General features: G+C 54.4%; 5 protein-coding genes. All 5 read right to left on the bottom strand.

What is annotated here, in order from left to right:
- Nucleotides 1-196: 196 nt before the first annotated feature.
- The 5 genes from EKM95_RS11350 to EKM95_RS11330 all read right to left on the bottom strand — a co-directional run bounded on the left by EKM95_RS11350 (nt 197) and on the right by EKM95_RS11330 (nt 4,011).
- The gene (locus tag EKM95_RS11350) at nt 197-520 is read right to left on the bottom strand and encodes a DUF6176 family protein (RefSeq protein WP_225423304.1); all 324 of its coding nucleotides are present in this window, start codon (nt 518-520) and stop codon (nt 197-199) included.
- A gap of 166 nt (nt 521-686) precedes the next feature.
- Nucleotides 687-2,018, bottom strand: a complete 1,332-nt coding sequence (gene trmFO / locus EKM95_RS11345; protein ID WP_125698540.1) for a methylenetetrahydrofolate--tRNA-(uracil(54)-C(5))-methyltransferase (FADH(2)-oxidizing) TrmFO — start codon at nt 2,016-2,018, stop codon at nt 687-689.
- Between the two features lie 153 nt (nt 2,019-2,171).
- On the bottom strand, nt 2,172-2,747 hold the full coding sequence (locus EKM95_RS11340; RefSeq protein ID WP_125698538.1) for a TMEM175 family protein: 576 nt from the start codon (nt 2,745-2,747) through the stop codon (nt 2,172-2,174).
- Nucleotides 2,748-2,762: 15 nt separating this feature from the next.
- Nucleotides 2,763-3,413: an NAD(P)H-binding protein gene (locus EKM95_RS11335; protein ID WP_125698536.1), complete on the bottom strand. Its 651-nt coding sequence runs from the start codon at nt 3,411-3,413 to the stop codon at nt 2,763-2,765.
- 232 nt (nt 3,414-3,645) lie between these two features.
- Nucleotides 3,646-4,011 carry a rhodanese-like domain-containing protein gene (locus tag EKM95_RS11330; RefSeq protein ID WP_125698534.1) on the bottom strand — a complete coding sequence of 122 codons (366 nt, stop codon included), beginning with the start codon at nt 4,009-4,011 and terminating at the stop codon, nt 3,646-3,648.
- Nucleotides 4,012-4,094: the final 83 nt, after the last annotated feature.

The following is a 4,094-nucleotide window of genomic DNA, read 5'->3' as shown; positions in this document are numbered from 1 at the left end:
GGGAGGTAAAAACCTGAACGAACACCGTCGTTGTGCACTTTAGCAAAACGGCGGTCCAAAAAAATGTCCGCACGCCCTTTTGGGAGCCTTCCCGGGAATAGCCTGAAAATAATGTGATGGCATCACACCAGTTCCGTACGACTTATGAGGCAAAATGCCCACGTCGCGATTCGCAACGTGGGCATTTTCCATAAGATCATGGCTGAGCGCGAAATAAATTCCCCAGCGCAAATTTGATGCATGGCACCGACTCGTCAATGCATTCCCGCCAAAAAGCGACATGCACCCGATCGACGGACGCGGCAGACGCGGTCACATCGGCGCCGCCATCCTCGCCATCCGTATACCAACAGAGATACAGGCGCCCCGCCAGCTCAACCGAAAAGATCTGTTCGACCCGCAAGTGCTCACCTGCCAGCGTCGCATCAACCGCCGATTGATTATCGCGAAGGAATTCCATCCATTCCCTGGCGCGTTTCTGTTTATCGGTGTTCACCGCGAAACCTTCCAGCTCGATCATCAAAAACGCCTTCATAAAACGATCCGGCTATCACAAAGTTTTGCGCTCACACCTCAGAACGCCCAAACGCGTCTCTAGCATTCCGTTCGACCAACTATCCACATTTTCGCGCGAACGCGACGTCCTAGGGCGAATCTCAGGCAACCTGACGCGAGCAAGAATCCCGTCACTGCGCGGTTTCTACCGCAACGTCGGCATTGGCAGTCGGCAGGAACCCATCGAGCGTCGCCAAAGCCCGGTCTGCCAAGGCTTGATTGCGCTCGCGTTTGTCCTTGATGCGGGTCGGAAGCGCAGGCATGATGCCGAAGTTTGCGTTCATCGGCTGGAAATGCTTGGCGTCCGTGTGCGTGATGTAGTGCGCCATCGCGCCAATCTGCGTGTCATCTGGGAACGTCAACGCGTCCAGCCCCTGCGCCAGCCGCGCCGCATTGATCCCCGCGACCAGGCCAGAGCCCGCGGACTCAACATACCCTTCGACCCCAGTCATTTGCCCGGCGAAAAATAATCCCGAACGACGCGTACTTTCATAGGTATCTTTCAACACAACAGGCGCATTCATATAAGTATTTCGATGCATCACGCCGTAACGGACGATCACCGCATTTTCCAGACCAGGAATCATGCGGAACACGCGCTTTTGCTCGCCCCACTTGAGATGCGTTTGGAACCCGACAATGTTGTAGAGGCTCGCCGCCGCATTGTCCTGCCGCAGCTGAACCACCGCATACGGATCGCGGCCTGTGCGCGGATCCGCCAACCCGACCGGCTTCAGTGGGCCAAACAGCATCGTGCGTTCACCGCGCTTTGCCATCACCTCGATCGGCATGCAGCCCTCGAAGACAGTCAAATTTTCAAAATCATGTCCCTCGGCGACGTCGGCATTGACCAGTTCCCGCTGAAACGCGAAAAATTGATCGCGGTCCATTGGGCAATTGAGGTACGCTGCCTCGCCCTTGTCGTAGCGCGACTTCTTGTAGACGATGTCCATGTCGATGGAGTTCGCATCGAGAATTGGCGCGGCCGCATCGAAAAAGTGCAGGCCGTCTTCGCCATTCAGCGCGACGATTGCCTCCGCCATTTTCGGCGCGGTCAAAGGCCCCGTCGCCACCACCGTGATGCCTTCCGGAATGGTCTCGACCGCCTCTTCGATCACATGGATGCGGGGATGCGACCTCAGTGTTTTCGTCACGAGCGCGGAAAATGGCTCGCGGTCCACCGCCAAGGCGCCGCCAGCCGGCACCGCCGTGGCATCGGCCGCCATCATGATCACAGAATTCAGCCGCCGCATCTCTTCCTTCAGCAGGCCGACGCCATTCGTCACGCTATTTGCGCGCAGCGAATTGGTGCAGACCAGCTCGGCAAACTGGTCCGTGTGATGCGCCGGGGTCGTTTGCTTGGGCCTCATCTCATAAAGGTTCACATCCACGCCGCGGCTGGCGATCTGCCAAGCGGCTTCGCTGCCGGCCAAGCCGGCGCCGATCACGTTCACAGTGGTCATTGCCATTCCTCCTCGAAAATCTGATTGCAATCATGATACACCAATTCGAATGATGGCGCTTTAATGAATCGTTTAAAACAGATTAGCCATTCGCCATTTTTCAAAAAGGACTCCTCGAAAATATTTCCGAGAAGCCCAACAGTCAGAGTCACCTTACGCAACATGGTCCGAATCGGCAGGCGTCATCACAGCCCAAGTCAAACTCTGAATGATTACGATCACCATTCCGGAGATCGGCAAAAACCAGATCAACACGATGCCGATCACCGATAACGAAAGGTCGATCGCCCAGTGCGAGAACCGACTCAGCGATGCGCTCATCCGAAATGACGCGTCCGGATTGTCCCTCACCAGCACATAATTCAGCAAATAATACGCGATCGCCCACGCCACATAAACGAAAAAGTAGAAATATTCCGGAGCGCGATCATTCAGGTGTTCGCTGACCCAGCCAGTCGCCACAGGGAAAAACGCCATTAAAAGCAGCCACAACGTATTTGCCCAAAATGCGCGCTTGGAAATCCACTTAGCTTTTGAAAAGAAATAATGATGGTGATACCACGAGCTGGCAATGACAATAAAACTGATGATGAACGCCAGAAAATAAAACGCCTCATGCCACAGGCTCGCCGCCGAGCTTCCTTCTGGCGCTTTGATCTCCAGCGCCATGATTGTCATCACGATTGCCACGATGGCATCAGTAAAGGCTTCAACGCGTGCTTTGTTCATCGGGTCGCCTCCAAATCATTCCGCGCTGGGCGCATCTTTGGTCGTCGGGTCCGCGATGCCAATTGTTTCGCCAACGTAAAGGCTCGGGTCGGCCACAATTTTCAAGATCGCATCGGCCATGCTCTTGCGCGAGCCTGAACCACCCGCCATTAATGAGCCGGCCTTTGTAATGGTATAACGAATCTCATTGCCATTATTCATCCAGGCAAAGCGTAGAATCGTAACCGCCAACCCAGACTCGGTCAACAAATCTGCAGCCTGGCGCATCGGTGGCAGGGCATCCGCCAGTGTTTCCTGATTCCACGCGTGGAAACGCCGATTTGGCTCTTCGCCAGCGATGCCAATGGAACTGGCCGCAAGAAGCCGCGTTACGCCTTTCGTCTGCATCGCCTTGATCACGTTGCGGGTGACCCCCTTTTCAGGGTCGGTGTCGACGGTTGCTAGGAGTACCAAGTCCTGATTCTGAACGGCGGCTGTCACCGCGTCGAGATTGGCGAGGTCCCCGTCGATGATCGTGACGCGCGGCTCATTTTTCAACGCCGCAAGCCGGTCGCTATTACGCAAAAACAGAGTCAGCTCAACTTCTTGAAATGCGTCCTCGTTCAGGATGCGTGTTTCAACGAGGCGTGCAATCTGACCACTGGCGCCGAGTATCAGTAATTTCATATGCGTATCCTCCCGTAGCCCCAAAATCATTTCCCCACATCAGTTTACCCATTAGCGAAATAACACGCAATTTGTTTTTGCCACCCGCTACTGAGTCGTGGCTCGCGGACTCCGGGGGCCGATGAAATAACCGATCATTAATGGCGACTGATTTGCCGAATAAAAAAAGGCCCCTCGAAAATCTTTTTCAAGAGGTCGATCTGATGGAGTGACTTAAGGGGTGATGCCCACCTTACTTCGCTGGTTCCACCGGCAGGTTCATGCCCCGCCAGCCTTCCAGCGCACCGGCGAGTTCAAAAGCCTTGAAGCCGTGGCTCAATAATATCAATAGTGCGACTTTGCCAAGCGTGGTGCCACCGGTCCAGTCATAAACAACATAAGTCTTGGTGGAATCGAGTTCTCCGATTCGCGCGGCCAGATCTTTGGCCGGCATTGGCAATGCGCCTTTGATCTGCACCTCTTTGACGGCGGCCGGGGCATTGCGGACATCCAGGACAACAAGACTGTCATCGCCCTGCTGCATTGCCGCCAGCACCTTAAAGTGTTCGATGTACAGGCTCAAATAGGTCTTCAATAAGTCGATTTTTTCGGTTTCCATTATTCTAGTCAGTACTGAACTAGGCTGCTGACTTTGACCGTTCAGTGATGACTTTATAGTTAATTTGATATGTTTTGCCGGCT

It is taken from the genome of Lacticaseibacillus yichunensis (genome assembly GCF_003946405.1).
Taxonomy (GTDB): domain Bacteria; phylum Bacillota; class Bacilli; order Lactobacillales; family Lactobacillaceae; genus Lacticaseibacillus; species Lacticaseibacillus yichunensis.
The sequence above is the reverse complement of the archived record's forward strand: the minus strand, read 5'-3'. Positions and strand labels throughout refer to the sequence as shown.